The 15,551-nt window shown below is 39.4% G+C and carries 15 protein-coding genes and 4 tRNA genes; 11 read left to right on the top strand and 8 right to left on the bottom strand.

Annotation, left to right across the window (positions count from 1 at the left end; genetic code table 11):
- Positions 1–58 precede the first annotated feature (58 nt).
- The 4 genes from R2S57_RS29295 to recR all read right to left on the bottom strand — a co-directional run bounded on the left by R2S57_RS29295 (position 59) and on the right by recR (position 3,280).
- A complete protein-coding gene (locus tag R2S57_RS29295; protein WP_316848457.1) occupies positions 59–889 on the bottom strand; it encodes an alpha/beta hydrolase in 831 nt (276 codons plus the stop codon).
- A 166-nt stretch (positions 890–1,055) separates the two neighbouring features.
- Positions 1,056–1,874, bottom strand: a complete 819-nt coding sequence (locus tag R2S57_RS29290) for an SDR family oxidoreductase (protein WP_316848456.1) — start codon at positions 1,872–1,874, stop codon at positions 1,056–1,058.
- Between the two features lie 51 nt (positions 1,875–1,925).
- Positions 1,926–2,663, bottom strand: a complete 738-nt coding sequence (locus R2S57_RS29285) for a hypothetical protein (RefSeq protein ID WP_316848455.1) — start codon at positions 2,661–2,663, stop codon at positions 1,926–1,928.
- The gene (gene recR / locus R2S57_RS29280) at positions 2,663–3,280 is read right to left on the bottom strand and encodes a recombination mediator RecR (protein ID WP_316848454.1); all 618 of its coding nucleotides are present in this window, start codon (positions 3,278–3,280) and stop codon (positions 2,663–2,665) included. Before recR ends, R2S57_RS29285 begins: the two co-directional genes overlap by 1 nt.
- A gap of 174 nt (positions 3,281–3,454) precedes the next feature.
- Here recR and R2S57_RS29275 point away from each other — a divergent pair, with 174 nt between their 5' ends.
- From R2S57_RS29275 to R2S57_RS29260, 4 genes are all read left to right on the top strand, one after another.
- Positions 3,455–4,963, top strand: a complete 1,509-nt coding sequence (locus R2S57_RS29275) for a sodium:solute symporter (RefSeq protein ID WP_316848453.1) — start codon at positions 3,455–3,457, stop codon at positions 4,961–4,963.
- A 17-nt stretch (positions 4,964–4,980) separates the two neighbouring features.
- Positions 4,981–5,688, top strand: coding sequence for a TIGR00730 family Rossman fold protein (locus R2S57_RS29270; protein WP_316848452.1), 708 nt, complete (start codon positions 4,981–4,983; stop codon positions 5,686–5,688).
- A gap of 321 nt (positions 5,689–6,009) precedes the next feature.
- Positions 6,010–6,513 (top strand): hypothetical protein, encoded by a 504-nt coding sequence (locus R2S57_RS29265; RefSeq protein ID WP_316848451.1) that lies wholly within the window; start codon positions 6,010–6,012, stop codon positions 6,511–6,513.
- Positions 6,514–6,537: 24 nt separating this feature from the next.
- A complete protein-coding gene (locus tag R2S57_RS29260) occupies positions 6,538–7,032 on the top strand; it encodes a hypothetical protein (RefSeq protein ID WP_316848450.1) in 495 nt (164 codons plus the stop codon).
- 301 nt (positions 7,033–7,333) lie between these two features.
- Here the strand turns inward: R2S57_RS29260 and arsC are convergent, their stop codons facing one another.
- From arsC to R2S57_RS29245, 3 genes are all read right to left on the bottom strand, one after another.
- Positions 7,334–7,678: an arsenate reductase (glutaredoxin) gene (gene arsC, locus R2S57_RS29255; RefSeq protein ID WP_316848449.1), complete on the bottom strand. Its 345-nt coding sequence runs from the start codon at positions 7,676–7,678 to the stop codon at positions 7,334–7,336.
- Positions 7,679–7,687: 9 nt separating this feature from the next.
- On the bottom strand, positions 7,688–8,278 hold the full coding sequence (locus R2S57_RS29250) for a DUF502 domain-containing protein (protein ID WP_316848448.1): 591 nt from the start codon (positions 8,276–8,278) through the stop codon (positions 7,688–7,690).
- A gap of 341 nt (positions 8,279–8,619) precedes the next feature.
- Positions 8,620–11,079, bottom strand: a complete 2,460-nt coding sequence (locus tag R2S57_RS29245) for a bifunctional UDP-N-acetylmuramoyl-tripeptide:D-alanyl-D-alanine ligase/alanine racemase (protein ID WP_316848447.1) — start codon at positions 11,077–11,079, stop codon at positions 8,620–8,622.
- A gap of 61 nt (positions 11,080–11,140) precedes the next feature.
- Between R2S57_RS29245 and R2S57_RS29240 the strand changes: the two genes are divergently transcribed.
- From R2S57_RS29240 to R2S57_RS29230, 3 genes are all read left to right on the top strand, one after another.
- Positions 11,141–11,629 carry a regulatory protein RecX gene (locus R2S57_RS29240; protein WP_316848446.1) on the top strand — a complete coding sequence of 163 codons (489 nt, stop codon included), beginning with the start codon at positions 11,141–11,143 and terminating at the stop codon, positions 11,627–11,629.
- A 94-nt stretch (positions 11,630–11,723) separates the two neighbouring features.
- Positions 11,724–11,799: transfer RNA gene (locus R2S57_RS29235), tRNA-Gly, on the top strand.
- Positions 11,800–11,871: 72 nt separating this feature from the next.
- Positions 11,872–11,955, top strand: a tRNA-Leu gene (locus R2S57_RS29230).
- 65 nt (positions 11,956–12,020) lie between these two features.
- On the opposite strand, the gene R2S57_RS29225 is transcribed toward R2S57_RS29230, so the two are convergent.
- The gene (locus R2S57_RS29225) at positions 12,021–12,470 is read right to left on the bottom strand and encodes a nuclear transport factor 2 family protein (protein WP_316848445.1); all 450 of its coding nucleotides are present in this window, start codon (positions 12,468–12,470) and stop codon (positions 12,021–12,023) included.
- A 231-nt stretch (positions 12,471–12,701) separates the two neighbouring features.
- Here R2S57_RS29225 and R2S57_RS29220 point away from each other — a divergent pair.
- The 4 genes from R2S57_RS29220 to R2S57_RS29205 all read left to right on the top strand — a co-directional run bounded on the left by R2S57_RS29220 (position 12,702) and on the right by R2S57_RS29205 (position 15,443).
- A tRNA-Gly gene (locus R2S57_RS29220) sits at positions 12,702–12,774 on the top strand.
- A 70-nt stretch (positions 12,775–12,844) separates the two neighbouring features.
- Positions 12,845–12,928: transfer RNA gene (locus R2S57_RS29215), tRNA-Leu, on the top strand.
- 98 nt (positions 12,929–13,026) lie between these two features.
- Positions 13,027–13,845 (top strand): helix-turn-helix domain-containing protein, encoded by an 819-nt coding sequence (locus tag R2S57_RS29210; protein ID WP_316848444.1) that lies wholly within the window; start codon positions 13,027–13,029, stop codon positions 13,843–13,845.
- A gap of 41 nt (positions 13,846–13,886) precedes the next feature.
- Positions 13,887–15,443 (top strand): FAD-dependent monooxygenase, encoded by a 1,557-nt coding sequence (locus tag R2S57_RS29205; protein WP_316848443.1) that lies wholly within the window; start codon positions 13,887–13,889, stop codon positions 15,441–15,443.
- The last annotated feature ends 108 nt before the right edge of the window (positions 15,444–15,551 follow it).

Below are 15,551 nucleotides of genomic sequence, written 5' to 3'. Positions count from 1 at the left end.
TAAATAAATGTGTGTAAAGATTAGCTGAAAGAGGGGTGTCCGCAGGACGGGGTGTTAATTAACGCCCTATAAACCCTACAATATCCTGATACAAATCATTCCCACCAAAAATCATCTGACTGATCATCGGCACATGGCTTTTGCCTTTTATCTCCTTTATTTCTACAGGAACATTGTTGGCTTTAAGTTTTTCGTATAACCTTGGTGTCTGCAATTTAATGGCGCCGTAAGTTTTGCTTCCGTAAAAGAGTAAATGCGGATTTTTAATATTATTGACGTAATCCCATGGTGAGGCCACTTTCCAAACGGCAGGCTGATCGGTAAAAGTTCTGATGAAATCGAAATAAAAATGGTCTTTTTCGGCTGTGGTTAAATATTCTTTCATATCCAGTCCGAAAGGATCGTTCAAGATTACACCCTTAATCGGATTTTGAATACCCGCTTTTTTAAAATATTTAGGGTCTGCATTGATCAGTTCGCCCAGATGTGCCCCTGCCGAATGTCCCATTACAAAAATCTTATCTGCACTTGCCGTATAATCTGTAATATGCTCCTTAACCCATTTTACAGCCAAAGCACAATCATCGCCCATTTTTTCATACTGAACATTTGGTGCCAAACGGTAATTGATGATTACGGTAACCACTCCCTTTCGCGCGAAGTTTCTGCCCAGCCACCAATACGTTTCTTTTTTACCACTGCTCCATGAACCTCCGTGAATGAAAATCAGAACTGGTTTATCTTTGACACTATCATTTTTATAAAAAATATTCAGCGTATTGGCCTCATCAGCATTGCCCGCATAATTTATATTTTTTACTTTTTTAACCTGTGCAGAAGAAAGTATCGTTTGAAATAACAGCATTAATAAAACAAGGGATTTGTACATAAAAGATTTATTCTCTAATACTAAATAAACGAAAATGTTGTAGGGGTGGATTTTTTTGAGGAGTATCGAGATGTGAGTATCAAGTATCGAGACATAATTCGTCCAGCGCTAAACCCTAACCGCTAACCTATTAACCCTATGCCTTAAACCTTCCACCTTATACTCTCTACCCTTTAATCAGCGGATTTTTCTCTTTTGCGAATAAATCGAAAACCTTTTTATCTACAAAAGCCGGGAAAAGTTTATTCATCCATACGGCTAATTTCCCTTGTCCGGTCATGATTAAGGTACGTTTGCGTTTTTCGATACCATCGGCGATGATACTTGCCACTTCTTCCGATGTCATCATTTTGCCTTCGTCCATGCTCGTTTCGCCATGTGCGGCACCATCTTTTGATAAGGCGGTTACACGGATGTTTGAAGCAGTAAAACCAGGACAGGCCAATAAAACGTTCACACCGGTTTTTAGCAGTTCGGTACGTAAAGATTCCATAAAACCGTTCATCGCAAATTTAGAGGCCGAATAACCTGTTCTGCCCGGTAAACCACGGTAACCCGCAATTGATGAAATGCCTACAACTGTTCCTTTCGTTTTCAAAATATCGGGCAAGGCATATTTGGTGCAATACACTGTTCCCCAAAAATTTACATCCATCAGGTTTTTAAGCACCGATAAATCCAGATCGTTAAACAGGGCACGCATTGATAATCCGGCGTTATTCACCAGAATATCAATCTTTTGAAACGAAACCAACGCTTGTTTGATAATCAACTCGCAGTCTGCTTCCTTACTTACATCTGCCTGAACCGCTACGGCCCTGATGCCATATTTTTTTTCAAGATCGGCGGTAATTTCGCAAAGGGTTACATATTGACGGGCAGCTAAAACCAGATTGGCGCCACGTTTTGCAAATTCTTCGGCACAGGCTTTTCCAATTCCGCTCGATGCTCCGGTGATGATGATTACTTTATTTTTTAAATCCATTTGTAGTATCAAGTAGCGGGTATCTAGTATCAAGACTTGATACTGTTTCTATTAGTTTGTTTTAAAGTAGTTTGTTGCTTCGGTAACCTTATCGGTATTGATAATATCTGCACCCAACTCCTGGAGTAGTTTCCAGCAAGCCTGGTTGTCTGGTGCACCCCAAAAACGAAAAGGCTTACCAATTTTATGGGCATTATCGATAAGTTCCTTTAGTTTAGCTTTATCAACCACCGAAATTTCGCCTACACCTTTCCATTTGGAATAGGTGGCAAAGTTATCGCTGATCATGGTTACCTTTTTTAAATCTTCGGCCGCATAATTAATGCCTGGCAAACCATCAAACCTGATCATTTCAGGATAAAGATGGAAAGTGTCTTTTGGCGGCCGGTTTCCGCTGATTACAATACTTACCTTACCTCCCTTTGAAAATAGTTTTTCATCAGGTTTTAATGTTTTAAGTAAAACAGGATAGGTTAAATCCCAACTCTCTTTAAAATCGATCATCAACTGAAAGCTATAAAAATCTTTGGTTTTAGATAATTCCAGAATAGGTTTCAGATAGATTTTATTTAAAGTATTACCTGCTTTAATTTCTTCTTTACTATGCGCCACAATTAACGAATCGCCAACCAGAAAAATATCGGCTTCAATAGAGAAGGTTTTATTTTTAACGGCATCGTAAAAAGGCTTTTGGTGAGTATAATCGTTGTGTGAATGGATTTTAACCTGTGCTTTAACGAAAAAAGCAGATAAAATCAATATGAAGAGAACTGATAAATGTTTTGCCATTATTTCATCATTGCGGTTTCGTAAGGCACACGGGTTACAATCGAACGGCCAAGGGTAATTTCGTCGGTATATTCGAGCTCGCCACCGAAAGCAATACCCCGTGCGATGGTGGTTACCGGAACATTAAATTCCTTTAATCTCTTGTACAGGTAGAAAAGTGTGGTATCACCTTCCATATTTGGACTCAACGCTAAAATCACTTCTTTAATCCCTCCTGCTATCATTCTGGCCACTAAACCTTCAATAAAAAGATCGGAAGGTCCTACCCCATCCATCGGGGAAATTAATCCACCCAAAACATGGTAAACGCCAAAATATTGTCCTGTATTTTCAATTGCCATCACATCGCGGGTATCTTCTACCACACAGATGGTTTCCTTATCGCGTTTAATTGACGTACAGATTTCGCACACCGTATAATCAGAAATATTATGGCAGGTAGTGCAATGTTTAATCTGTTGTTTAAGCTTGATAAAAGTGTTTCCAAACTGGTTTACTTCCTCCTGCTCCTTGTTTAAAAGATGTAATACCAAACGTAAAGCTGTTTTTTGCCCTACACCAGGAAGTTTCGAGAATTCGTTTACCGCATCTTCGAGCAGTTTGGATGAAAAATTCATGCTACAAAAATAGGTAAAATGGTTTGTTAGTTCAATAAGTATTAGTTCAATCGTTCATTGGTCATTAGTCATTAGTTCATTAGGTTATTTAACTTCGGACTCCGGACTTCGGACTTATCAATGTATTGCTTGATTTGATACTTTTCTTTACATTTATCAGCTTAACACAAAACTATGTCCCCAACCATCCTCTTATGTTTTCTGATCGGTTATTTTTTACTACTGATTATTATTTCCTTTGTTACTTCAAAAAACTCATCCGATAATTCGACTTTCTTTATTGCCAACCGGAATTCTAAATGGTATTTGGTAGCCTTTGGGATGATCGGAACTGCACTTTCGGGCGTTACTTTTATATCGGTACCTGGAGAGGTTGGTGCGCCAAGCGGAAACCAGTTTCAATATTTTCAGTTTGTTTTGGGCAACGCTGTGGGTTTTATCATTATCGCTACGGTTTTGTTACCACTTTATTACCGGATGAATTTAACATCCATTTATAGCTATATCGAAAAGCGGTTAGGTCATTACAGTTACAAAACAGCCGCTTCGATATTTTTGTTGAGCCGTACGCTGGGTTCTGCAACAAGATTGTACCTGGTTGTAATTGTTTTACAACGTTTTATATTCGATAATTATGGCATCCCGTTCTGGTTAACGGTTCTAATATCGTTGGCGCTGATCTGGTCGTATACCTTTAAAGGTGGATTAAAAACCATTATCATTACCGATACACTGCAAACTTTTTTCCTGGTATTATCAGTTTTCTTAACCATCTATTTCATCTGCAATAGCCTTAATTTCAATATCCCAGAGGCATTCGAAACGGTAAAAAACAGCAGTTATTCGAAAATATTCTTTTTGAATGATTTCCTGACCAATAAATTCTATTTCAGTAAACAGTTTATCGGGGGGATTTTTGTTACCATCGCCATGACGGGTTTAGATCAGGATCTGATGCAGAAAAACCTCAGTATGGGCACCATCAAAGAGGCACAAAAAAACATGTTCACTTTTACAGGGGTATTTGTGATTTTAAATGTTTTCTTTTTGAGTGTGGGTGCTTTATTATACATTTTCGCAGCCAAAAACGGTATTGATATTCCTTTAGATCATATTACCGGAAAACCACGAACAGATTTATTATTCCCCGAAATTGCTTTAAACAACCTGGGCGCTATACCGGCAATTATATTTATGCTGGGCCTAACCGCAGCAACCTTTGCCACTACAGACTCGGCACTCACAGCGTTAACTACATCATTCTGCGTCGACTTTTTGGGGATGGATAAAGCAGAAAATGTAAATGCTAAAGACGCGGTTAAAAAGCGCCATACCGTACACGTGGCATTTTCTGTTTTGATGTTTTTGGTGATTATTGTGATTAATGCGTTTAACAGTTCATCAGTAGTGAGTTTGATTTTTACCATCGCCTCTTATACCTACGGCCCGCTTTTAGGACTATATAGTTTTGGATTGTTTGTAAAAAAACGTGGTTTACATGATAAATTAGTGCCAATAGTTTGTTTATTATCACCTTTTTTATGTTACTTGCTTTCCACGTACTCAACCACTTTATTGGGCGGTTACGTTTTTAGTGTTGAACTGATTTTGATCAACGGTTTAATCACATTTATAGGTTTATTGTTCATCAGTAAAAAGACTGATGCGCAAACCAGATTTTAATATTAGAATAACAGTATATGACGAGTGAAGAAAAAATTAGAAGCGCTTTTGAAAACAAAGACTGGCAGGAAATTAAAGTAACAGATTCCTGGCAAATTTTTAAAATCATGGCCGAATTTGTAGACGGCTTTGAAAAACTGGCTAAAATTGGCCCATGTGTTACCATTTACGGATCTGCCCGTACCCCCCAAACACATAAATATTATCAGTTAGCTGAACAATGTGGTAAATTGTTAACCGATCGTGGTTATGGGGTAATTACAGGTGGTGGTCCCGGTATTATGGAGGCTGGTAACAAAGGCGCGCACACCAATGGTGGTAAATCAGTGGGTTTAAATATTGAGTTGCCTTTTGAGCAATTCCACAATAAATATATCGATCATAACAAATTACTGGAATTTGATTATTTCTTTGTACGCAAGGTAATGTTCATGAAATACAGTCAGGGTTTTGTGGTTTTACCAGGTGGTTTTGGCACTATGGATGAGCTTTTCGAAGCCTTAACCTTAATCCAAACCGGTAAAATCGCCCGTTTCCCTATCGTATTGCTTGGTGTTGATTATTGGGGCGGATTAATCGATTGGATTAAAGGAACCATGTTGCAAAAAGAACACAATATTCATGAGGAAGATTTAAATCTCTTTAGATTGGTAGATACTGCAGAAGAAGCCGCAGAACATATTTTCCGTTTCTACGATAAATACGTACTTAAACCTAATTTTTAGGATGGTTCAATAGTTCATTGGTCATTGGTTCATTAGTCATTGGTTCATTGATCATTGGTTCAATAAGTATGGTTAACTGGTTAATTGTTTGAACTGGTTAATTGTTTAAATCGGTTAACTGTAAATGGCCAATTGTTAACTGGTTAAGTGGTTAACTGAAAATTGCTAACTGTTAATTGATTAATCGGATAACGGCAAATTGGTCATTGGTTTTTGATTCTTGGTCATTGATCATTCATAAAAAAAGTGCTTACAAACAATAAGCACTTTTTTTATGTAACATCTGAAAGGAACTACCATCTAAAATAAAACGCAATTAAAATGTCGAAATTTATCAACTGGAAAAGCGATTGGTTTAGCGGAAACCTTCAACTCTTTGTAGATGGCCTTCAAAAAGGAGCAATTACTTTCGGAATGTGGAAAAGCGATGCAGAAAGCATATTCGAAGATAAAAACTATCAATTTGTAAATGAGGGCTTTTGGCAATCCAGCACGAAAGTGATCGACAGAAAAACCAATGCAGTAGTTGCTATGATTACTTACGACAGCTGGAAATCAAAAGCAGTTATCAGCTTAAAATCTGGCGAACATTACGAATGGAAATCGACCGGCATATGGAAATCACAGTGGACAGTGAGCAATTATAACGATGAGCACATCATGTATAACTCAAGCAGCAACAGTGGTGCAATATCTTCTGATACGGATAATGAATTGTTGATTTTAGCAGGTTTATTTATCAAGCAGATTTATAATAAAAAAACAGTTGTAATTATTGCCTGCATTATCCCGATTATTACGACATCAACGCTTCGTCATCATTAATAAAATATTAAATCCTTTTGTGAGATGGAACAGGTATTAAGCTGGAGAAAAGGTTTATTTGATAGTAATTATCAGGTAATCAATAATGGTTTGCTAAGATTTTCGTTGAATTTTAGTTCATGGAAAAATTCTGCAATAGCCACAACGCAGGCAGGCATTTACCTGTTGAAAAGCGAAGGATTTTCAAAATCCGAAACTAAAATTGTAGACAATACAAACACCGTTTTGGCGGTAATTACTTACGATTGGCTGAACTTTAAAGCCAGAATTGTTTTTTCTTCCGGAGAAACTTTTGATTGGAGTTATCAGAACAGTTGGTTAAGCCGGTGGTCGTTAAATAACCATAAGGACAAACAGATTTTATACAATGCTTCTACTGGTAATGGATTGATCCATACGAATGTGGATGATGATATGCTGGTATTGTGCGGTCTCTTTATAAGGGAGTATTATTCAAGGATCCTTTTTGGGTTTATCATTGTTGTATTCATCATGCTTAGTTTTAAAAGTATTTTTTAAGCTTTTTTGTCATTCTGAGCGCAGCGAAGAATCTGCCACGACAATCTATCAATTTGGTCTTAGCGCATCGCCAGGACACAAGAAAACATTAATCTTACATCATAGAACTATTTCATATCCTAGCGAGACGCTATGACGAGAAGAGGCTTTTTCAAAACGCGATCGTCATGCTGAAATTATTTCAGCATCCATCCTGCAATAAAGACCCTGAAATAAATCCGATAGCTATCGGATCAGGGTGACGTATCTCTAGAGAAACTTCCGAAGTCTCGCGCTGATTTTACCCTTTCAGACTTCGGATTTAACCTAAAATCTCTTTTATCTTTTCGGTTGGTCTGGCAATTACAGCTTGTTCTCCTGAAATTACAATTGGTCTTTCGATCAAAATCGGATGTGCGACTATGGCATCGATCCACTCTTCATCGGTTAATACTTTGCCTTTATAATTTTCAGCAAAAACCTTTTCGCCTTTACGGATCAACTGCAATGGAGTAATGCCCAGTTTTTTGATGATTGCTGTAAGTTCACTTTTACCGGGTGGGGTTTCGAGATAATATACGATCTCAAATTCTTTTCCGCTTTTTTCAATTTCCTCCAAAGCACAGCGGCTTTTGGTACATCTGTTATTATGGTAAATCTTAATCATTAGTAATGTTTAAAGTCCACTTACACCACCACTCACAACCAGTTTCATGGCATCAGCTGCAGTCATGTGTAAATCGGTTACCTTATCTCTTCTTACAATACAAAGCTGACCGGCAAAAGAGTAAGAAAGTGGAAAATACACAGCTACTTCATCGGGCAGATTGAGTTTATGCAGATCGTTCTGGGTTAAAAATCCAATCTTTTTTAATCCACCCTCTACTTCAACCAATACGGGGTGGTTAAATTTCTTCTCGTCGCCTACAAAAGCCTCGGTTAAATCTTTTATGGATGAATAGATAAAATTGAGCAATGGTAACCGCTGCATAATCCGTTGAAACCAATTGTACATGGGTTCGGTTACCAAATTGGTCACGAAGATTCCTGCAAGTAAAATGATGGTTAAAACGGTAAGCAAGCCTAAACCAGGGATGTTACGACTCTCACCCGTACGTGGATTTACGCCTAGAATATTGTTTACATTTAACCAGCTATCAACAGTTGTAACCGCCCAAACCACAATAAAAATACTTACGGCAATGGGCACAACAATTAATAAACCTTTAATCAAATAGTTTAAAATAGCTTTCCCGACTTTGTTCATGGTGCAAAAATAACATTTTTTTTAGTCATTGGTTCATTTGTGCTAAGTGTTCAATAGTTCATTCGTCATTGGTTCATTTGTACTGGGTGTGTAACCTAGAGATCGGTTATATTGGAATGGTTCAATGGTTCATTCGTCATTGGTTCATTTGTACTGGATGCATATCTAGCTATCGGTATTACAGTTGTGATTAGCACATTCACCAAAAGTTTGTTGTACATATTTTTTAACATCTGTGTACCTAAGCTACTTGCTACACTAATGATTAAGGAACAACTGAACCAATGAACTAATTAGGCAATATGCCAACTAATGACCAATGAACAACTGAACCAATGAACTTATTCATAGAAATAAACCCTTTTAACCCTTTGCGAAATATTGGTTAGGATTTCATAGGGAATGGTATTGATATCTTTTGCCAATTGCATAATGCTGTGTTCCTTGTTGAAAACAATGGCTTCATCGCCAGGTTTTACGTCGATCCCTGTTACGTCCAACATTGTCATGTCCATGCAGATCGAACCGATTACCGGCACTAAATAGCCATTAATAAGCATTTTCCCAACGCCGTTGCCAAAATACCGCGTATAGCCATCAGCGTATCCGATTTTCACGGTGGCTATTTGTCCGCCATTTGGCATTACGCCTTTTCTGCTATAACCTACAGTTTCACCAGGTTGCAATGTTTTTACCTGTGTAACCGTTGTTTTAAGTACCATTACCGTTTGCAAACCACGGTTATTGGCCAAAGCCGAATCAAAACCATACAAACCGATGCCTAACCGAACCATATCCATCTGTGCCTCAGGCCAACGCGAAATGCCTGAAGTATTGGAAATATGAAACAGGGGTTTATAACCAAAAATATGGATCAATTGATCGGCAACAGTTTTAAATTTCTCGATCTGTTCTTGTGTAAATCCATCATGTTCTGCAGCATCACTTGCCACCAGATGCGAAAAAACACTTTGAACCTTTACCCTTGCCGAATCTTTTAAAATTGCAGACAATTCATCGATCTCTGACTGATCAAAACCCAAACGGTGCATACCGCTATCTATTTTGATGTGAATGGGATAATCGAAATCATAATCAGAAAGTGCATTTAAAAAACTGTTCAGGATTTCGATACTGTAAATTTCAGGTTCGAGATTATGTTTAATGATGGCTTCGAAAGCAGATTCTTCCGGACTCATTACCATAATGGGCAAAGTAATTCCAGCTTTGCGCAAAGCGATACCTTCGTCGGCATAAGCCACAGCCAAATAATCTACCTTATGGAACTGCAATAAGTTGGCAATTTCGAAACTTCCGCTTCCATAGGAAAAGGCCTTCACCATAGCCATAATTTTTACCCCAGGCTTAACTTTAGAACGATAAAAATGCAAATTGCCCACCATGGCATTCAGGTCGATTTCTAAAACCGTATCGTGTATTTTTTGTGTAAGCAATTTACTGATCCTGCCAAATTCAAAACGCCTTGCTCCTTTTACCAATATGGTTTCGTGGTTAAACTGCAAACCTGGGAAAGCCTCAATAAATGCATTGGTATCGTCAAAAAACTGGGTTTCAAACTTAAAAAGACCGGCAAAGCGCGAAATATGTGTACCGATCCCGATCAACCGGCTTACTTTCTTCTGCAAAAGCAGTTCGGCTATTTCGGTATATAAATCGAGGTCATCTCTCCCTGTTTCGAATAATTCGGAAAGGATAACTGTTTTTTTTGGATGCTGGTTTTGCTGGTTTAAAAAATCGAGGGCAATGGCCAACGAAGAAATATCTGCACTGTAAGAATCGTCGATAATGGAACATTGGTTGATTCCGTTTTTCAGTTCCAAACGCATGCTTACATGGCTCAATTTTTCTAAACGCAAATCTGCCTGCTCAGGCGTATAACCTAAAGCCAGTAGCGTTGCCCAACAGATCATGCCATTTTCTATAGAGGCTTTATCTTTAAAAGGTAAAATACATTCGATTTCCCTGTTTTGATAAATAGCCCTCAAATAACAATTTCCTTCAATGGGTTCTACAGCAAGCACCTGTAAATCAGCAGCCTGCTTACTGCTCCAGCTAAACTGTTTTTTACCAGGTAAATCCTTGCTGCTTATTTCGGTTACATATTCGGGCGAATAAATAAATAACTCAGCAGTTGCAAAAAGTTTCAGTTTCTCCATTAGCTTCTCTTTCTTGGAACTAAATCCTTCCGCATGCGCTTCGCCTATATTGGTCAGGATTCCAATCTCAGGTCTGATAATTTCGGCCAGACTTTGCATCTCGTTAACTGCAGAAATACCAGCTTCAAAAATTCCCAGGGTATGATCGGCTTCAATCTGCCATATCGAAAGCGGTACGCCAATCTGCGAATTATAACTTTTCGGACTTTTAACAATATTAAAATCGGCGGCGAGCAGCTGGTATAGCCACTCTTTAACAATCGTTTTCCCATTACTTCCAGTAATGCCGATGGTTTTTAAATCAAATTGATTCCGGTGATAGATAGTGAGCTTTTGCAAGGCCGCCAAAGCATCGTTAACGAGTAAAAAATTACAATCCAGATATTCGTTTACGTATTTGGCCTCGGTAATCACGAAATTCCGGATTTCCCTTGCGTAGGCATCTTTTATAAATTCATGTCCGTCGCGATGCGAGGACAAGGCAAAAAATACAGAATTTTCTGGCACCAGAACCGAACGGCTATCAATCACCAGGTATTGAATAATAACCTCTCCATCAACTAATTTGGTATCGGCATTTAAAATTTCGGCTATTTTGGTTAGGGTATATATCGGGTTTTGCATGCTATTATATTCAGAAAAATACGGTAATCGCTTTTATTTTTACGAATTTCAGTAATTAATTATGAAAAGCGGTAAACAAGAGACAGTATTATTAGATAAAAAACAAGCTTTGGCCAAAGCTGAAAGTTTTTGCGTTTATCAGGAGCGTTCGCAAAAGGAAGTCCGTTATAAATTGGTAGAATGGGGCATGCGTGGCGATGAACTGGAAGAAATTATAACCGACCTGATTTTGAGCAATTTTTTAAATGAAGAAAGGTTTGCGAAAACGTATGCATCAGGCAAATTCAACATTAAACACTGGGGACGTGTGAAGATTAAACAGGGTTTGAAGTTAAAAGGTGTGCCCGATAAAATTTTGCAAAAGGCAATTTATAGCCTCGACGATGATGATTATATGCAGACCATTGAAAAATTAGCGTTAAAAAAAGCAGAAAGTTTAAGCGAAAATGATCCGTTTAAAAGAAAAAACAAGCTCATGAGCTATCTTCAGGCAAAAGGTTTTGAAACTGATTTAATTTTACTTGTACTGAAAGCCAGCAATTTAAATTAAATATTAAATTTTTAACAAGAAATCTCTTGACAGAAATATAAATCTGCCTATATTTGCATCACCAAAACGAAACAACAACATCAGTTTTGTAAATGCGAAAGTAGCTCAGTTGGTAGAGCACGACCTTGCCAAGGTCGGGGTCGCGAGTTCGAATCTCGTCTTTCGCTCCAAATAAATGCCTTCCTACCAGAAGGCATTTATGTTAAAGTTAACCAAGCCGATGGAGATCGGCAGCGGCTAATGCTCGGGTGGTGGAACTGGTAGACACGCAGGACTTAAAATCCTGTGCTTTCAAAGGCGTGCGGGTTCGATTCCCGCCCCGAGTACATCAAAAAAAATCGAACGAAAACCTTTCAGAAATGAAAGGTTTTTTTGTTTATCATACTATTTATTATTCATGCCTTTTGCTATCATGATATTGCCAAAGCACATTAATAATCTTCCAGACACCGTTTAATTTAACGATGTGCATATAATCGATCCATTCGTCTGCGATCAGCTTAACTGAAGCTGTTTTGTCTGAAACATCAAGAAATTTAATTTCCTTTTTAGGAACTGCCGGAAATTTGTCGTTTTTTTTATTGTAGCTCTCCGCCAGGATAACCATTGATTCGGTGGACGTCTCCCGAACATAGTCCTTACCTGTTGCCTTGTCCTTCCAAAAAGTACGTTTAACCATTCTTGGATGCAAAGCCTGTTCCATTTGTTTGGGATTTGGATTATGTTGCGCCTCAATATAGTTAAGCGCAGCCTGTTTTATTTCTAAACTGTCCTGCTTGGTTTGAGCGGAAGACTTAATAACAAATACTAAGAAAGCGAAAAAGAAGATACTGTATTTCATAAATTAGGCAATTTAAACATGCTTATAAAGCTAGCTAAAAGAAATTATGAGCAAACATTTATTCAACTATAATATTACCGACAGCATAATAATGAGTTAAAAATAATTTTATTTCACTGATTTTTAGCCTGTAATAACTTCTATCAAAATATTTATTTTATTTTTTTTGATTCAGAAAGTTTAATTTCTATATTTGCAACCCCAAAGGAATACAGCACAATGTATTAATTTGCGAAAGTAGCTCAGTTGGTAGAGCACGACCTTGCCAAGGTCGGGGTCGCGAGTTCGAATCTCGTCTTTCGCTCTAAATGCCTTCCTACCAGAAGGCATTTATTTTAAAGTTAACCTACCGAAGGATTTCGGAACAGGCTAATGCTCGGGTGGTGGAACTGGTAGACACGCAGGACTTAAAATCCTGTGCTTTCAAAGGCGTGCGGGTTCGATTCCCGCCCCGAGTACATTAAAAAAAATCGAACGAAAACCTTTCAGAAATGAAAGGTTTTTTTGTTTATAACTGGTTTACCCAGAATCCCTGTAAATATCCCTACCTTTCGATATGCAACACCATGAATTTGAACCTCCTGAAGCACTACAAGACACCATAAAATGTTTCTGGTACAACAAAAGGGAATTTGGCCCAACAGAATCGGGTTTCGAAGTCATACCCGATGGTTATGCAGAAATTATTTTTCATTTCGGAAGCGGTTGTAGCGTTGTTTACGATGGCCTATTGCAACCACTCCCTTCACCATTTATGATCGGCCTGCTTAATCAGCCTATGCATTTCTCTACCAAAAACCGGTTTGAGATTCTTGCCATAAGGTGTTTTCCATGGACAGTGTTCGATCTGCTCGGATTGCCAAGTGGTAAAGGAGAGGTACACATATTTGAGCATCCCATTGCCAAGCTACAATCCGTATTAAAGGATTTGGTTCATTCAGGCAAAATAGATGAGGCTGTCGAACAGATCAAACAGTTTTTATTGAATGCACGGTCGCAGATTGCTGTAGACAGTATGTTATTTAAAGCAGGTATTGCCATGCGGGAAGCAAACGGCGCCATCCCGGTAAGCGAAGTGGCAACAGCTGCCCATGCCACAGTGCGTACCCTGGAAAGGAACTTTAAACAATCGTCTGGTTATACGGTAAAAGACGTGGCAGGTTTAATGCGTTTTGAGCAGGTGCGCAACCATTTATGGCTCAACCCTGAAAGCAATATTGCCAGCCTGGCCCATGAGCTGGGCTATACAGACCAATCTCACCTGAGCAGGGAATTTAAACGTTATAGTGGCACCACACCAGCGGCATTTGCCCGAAAAGCAAAAAAAGGCAAACAATTGGTGAGCAACAACTTTGTCGCGTTTGTACAAGCCTAATCCCAGAGCATTCCTGAATTTTGTGTTTCAATTATTCAAATATGAGCACAATAATCAAAAACCATAATTCAACAGATCATCAATCTATTTACGATGTAATCATTTCGGGCGCAGGCCCTGTAGGGCTATTCCTTGCCTGCGAACTGGCCTTAGCTAAATGTTCTGTTCTGATACTAGAAAAGGCCGAAAATGAACATTCTTCCTTAAAGCAACTTCCTTTTGGCATAAGAGGACTTAACGCGCCTAGTATCGAAGCGCTTTACTGTCGCGGCTTGCTTGAAGATCTTCAGATCCATAAACGCATTAAAAACCCGCACTTAAAACAAGGCGCCAACCGACAAGGTGGGCACTTCGCCGGCATCGTATTTTACGACGACAATATCGACACCACCCAGTGGAAATACCGCCTGCCAGGCGCAACCGAAACCAGTTTAATTTCTGAAATGGAAGAGCTTGAAAGGATATTTACCCGCCGGGCAGAAACCCTGGGTGTAACCATCAGGCGTGGACAAGCCATTACTGATTTTCATCAAACCGAAAACGGCGTAACCGTTCAATCTGCCGATCAGTCTTTTCAGGCTAAATGGCTTGTAGGTTGCGATGGCAGCCGAAGTATTGTACGCAAATTGGCTGGTTTCGAATTTGCCGGTACAGAACCAGAATTTACCGGTTACTCCACTAAAATTGATCTTTTGGATCCTGAAAAGCTAAGTCCGGGCCGCAACGTTACCCCAACAGGGATGTATTTACAATCCCAACCAGGTTACGTCATTATACAGGATTTTGATAGCGGGGCATTTCACCATTCAAAAAAACCAGTCACACTCGATCATGTGCAGGAGGTATTACGCCGTGTATCAAATACGGATGTTACGGTTACAGCACTGCACATTGCCACCACCTGGACCGACCGCGCAAGGCAGGCCACAAGCTACCGCAATGGCCGGGTGCTTTTAGCAGGTGATGCGGCACACATTCATGCGCCTTTAGGTGGCCAGGGACTTAACCTTGGATTGGGCGATGCCATGAACCTCGGCTGGAAACTCGCCGCAACAATTAAAGGGGAAGCTCCCGAAGATTTGTTAAACAGTTATGATACTGAACGCTACCCTATTGGCGAGCAGGTATTGGATTGGTCGCGGGCTCAGGTGGCCATTATGAAACCAAACCCACATGCCCAGGCGCTAAATGCCATTTTTCGCGACCTGATGAATACACGCGATGGTGCCACTTATTTCGCAAGTCGGGTATGGGGCATCAACACCCATTACAATTTGGGTTCCAATCACCCATTGCCTGGCCGAAGCGTTCCAAATTTTCAACTGGAGAACGGTACAACCATCGGCGAACTTATGCATTACGGCCATGGCATCCTGCTCGACTTTGATGCGGATGTTTCACTTAAAACTTATGTTGATGAGTATAGCGATCAAATCAAATACATTGCCGGCCCTGCCCGAGAACAATTGGGACTAAGTGCCCTATTAATACGTCCTGATGGCATCATTGCCTGGGCTTCTGATGAAAAACCAGACTATACCGATCTTCATCAGGCTATTGCCCGCTGGTTTACGGTCAATTCCAAGATCAAACAATAAAAAATTAACCCAAACCCTTGCGCTAATCTGTCGGCCCGACAATTAGCGCTTCCTTCCTTCCTTCCTTCCTTCCTTCCTTCCTTCCTTCCTTCCTTCCTTCCTTCCTTC

The organism is Pedobacter psychrodurus (assembly GCF_032678585.1).
Classification (GTDB): domain Bacteria; phylum Bacteroidota; class Bacteroidia; order Sphingobacteriales; family Sphingobacteriaceae; genus Pedobacter; species Pedobacter psychrodurus_A.
Note: the sequence above shows the minus strand (reverse complement) of the source record. Positions and strands in the feature narration are given on the sequence as shown.

Coding starts and splice junctions, on each gene's coding strand:
- R2S57_RS29295 (WP_316848457.1), bottom strand. CDS start 889: ATGTACAAATCCCTTGTTTTATTAATGCTGTTATTTCAAACGATACTT.
- R2S57_RS29290 (WP_316848456.1), bottom strand. CDS start 1,874: ATGGATTTAAAAAATAAAGTAATCATCATCACCGGAGCATCGAGCGGA.
- R2S57_RS29285 (WP_316848455.1), bottom strand. CDS start 2,663: ATGGCAAAACATTTATCAGTTCTCTTCATATTGATTTTATCTGCTTTT.
- recR (WP_316848454.1), bottom strand. CDS start 3,280: ATGAATTTTTCATCCAAACTGCTCGAAGATGCGGTAAACGAATTCTCG.
- R2S57_RS29275 (WP_316848453.1), top strand. CDS start 3,455: ATGTCCCCAACCATCCTCTTATGTTTTCTGATCGGTTATTTTTTACTA.
- R2S57_RS29270 (WP_316848452.1), top strand. CDS start 4,981: ATGACGAGTGAAGAAAAAATTAGAAGCGCTTTTGAAAACAAAGACTGG.
- R2S57_RS29265 (WP_316848451.1), top strand. CDS start 6,010: ATGTCGAAATTTATCAACTGGAAAAGCGATTGGTTTAGCGGAAACCTT.
- R2S57_RS29260 (WP_316848450.1), top strand. CDS start 6,538: ATGGAACAGGTATTAAGCTGGAGAAAAGGTTTATTTGATAGTAATTAT.
- arsC (WP_316848449.1), bottom strand. CDS start 7,678: ATGATTAAGATTTACCATAATAACAGATGTACCAAAAGCCGCTGTGCT.
- R2S57_RS29250 (WP_316848448.1), bottom strand. CDS start 8,278: ATGAACAAAGTCGGGAAAGCTATTTTAAACTATTTGATTAAAGGTTTA.
- R2S57_RS29245 (WP_316848447.1), bottom strand. CDS start 11,079: ATGCAAAACCCGATATATACCCTAACCAAAATAGCCGAAATTTTAAAT.
- R2S57_RS29240 (WP_316848446.1), top strand. CDS start 11,141: ATGAAAAGCGGTAAACAAGAGACAGTATTATTAGATAAAAAACAAGCT.
- R2S57_RS29225 (WP_316848445.1), bottom strand. CDS start 12,470: ATGAAATACAGTATCTTCTTTTTCGCTTTCTTAGTATTTGTTATTAAG.
- R2S57_RS29210 (WP_316848444.1), top strand. CDS start 13,027: ATGCAACACCATGAATTTGAACCTCCTGAAGCACTACAAGACACCATA.
- R2S57_RS29205 (WP_316848443.1), top strand. CDS start 13,887: ATGAGCACAATAATCAAAAACCATAATTCAACAGATCATCAATCTATT.